The sequence below is a fragment of the Serratia sp. A07 genome (genome assembly GCF_058725505.1).
This window is the reverse complement of sequence record NZ_JBZXDO010000161.1, coordinates 1-1,478: the sequence shown is the minus strand read 5'-3', so window position 1 is coordinate 1,478 and position 1,478 is coordinate 1. Positions and strand designations below refer to the sequence as shown.

The 1,478-nt window shown below is 64.3% G+C and carries 1 pseudogene; it reads left to right on the top strand.

Annotated elements, in window-relative coordinates:
• Positions 1 to 1,478: pseudogene (locus AC4PR2_RS28815) on the top strand (hemagglutinin repeat-containing protein); the annotation flags it as partial.

Sequence of the window (1,478 nt, the reverse complement as noted above, 5' to 3'; positions counted from 1 at the left end):
CTGCTCGACAATGCCGGCGGGACGGTGGGCAGTAACGGCGACCTGCGTCTCGATGCCGGGGGCCTCGATAATCAGGGGGGCACGTTAAAAACCCAGTCGGGGCTCACGCTCCAGGCTAATGGCACGGTGAATAATGCCGGGGGCAACCTGCTGGCCGGAAACGGCCTGACGCTTGAGGCGGACAGCGAGCTGAATAACGCGTCCGGTACCCTGAGCGGTGATGACGTACGTCTGGTGGCACAGCGGTTGGATAACACGCAGGGGCAGATCATCGGTCAGGGCAATCTCGACCTGACATCCAGCCACCTGGATAACCAACGCGGCCTCATTGGGGCCGGCAAGGCGCTGGATGTTCACGCCGGCGACTGGGACAACCGCGGCGGCACGGCGCAAGGCGAAACGACCGTCACGGCAACGGCAACGACCCTCAACAACGACGGCGGCAAGCTGCTGTCAGGCCAGGCATCAACCCTGATCACCTCGCGTAATACCAGCAATCGCGGCGGCGAAATCAGCGCCGCGGTGCTGACGGTGAAGTCTGACCGTCTCGACAACACGCAGGGCAAGGTGATTGGCCGACAACGGCTTGAGCTGCATGCCCGTCAGGGGCTGGACAACACGCAGGGGCTGCTGGGCGCCGGTGAGATGCTGACGGTGAGCAGTGAGGGCGAGCTGAACAATCATCACGGTAGGGTGCAGGGAAATGGGCAAACCACGGTGTCAGCGCGAGACGTCCACAACGAGGCCGGCAAGCTGCTGGGTGGGCAAAGGCTCTCTCTCACTACGTCGGGCGTGCTTGGCAACCGCGAGGGGGAAATTAGCGGCGAGTCGCTCATGCTAACGGCGCAGCGCCTCGATAACGCTCAGGGCAAGGTGGTCGCCAGGCAGGATGCGAACCTGACGGCGAAGCAAGGGTTGAGCAACGCCGCCGGCTGGCTTGAAGGCGGCAGCACACTCGCCGTCAACACCGATGGCGATTGGGACAACCAGGGTGGCACCGCACAAGGTGGCCGGCAGGTCACCGCCAGCGCGCAGTCGCTCGACAATACCGGCGGGCGGCTGCAGTCCGGCGGAGGCCTGACGCTGGATGTTACAGGCAATATCCTCAATCGTTCCGGCAAACTGACCGCGCAGCAGGCCCTTGCCGTTAACGGCGGAGCAGCCAGCCTGTTCGATAATGATGGCGGCTCCCTGCAGAGCGGCGGCGATCTGTCTCTGCAGGGAGGCCAGTTGACCAACCGCGCTGCAGGGGTGGTGCTGGGCGGCCAGGCGCTTTCTCTGGCGCTGGCGGGGGGCTGGGACAATCAAAACGGCACCTTGACCGGCAATGGCCGCACGCAGGTGCGCGCCGCCAGTCTGCTCAATGCTCAGGGCGCCATCAACGCGCTGGGCAGCCTGGACATGCAGTTCACCGGCAAGCTGGATAACGGCCAGGGGCGGATTTTTAGTCAGTCGTCTCAAATGCTGCAGGCGCAGGA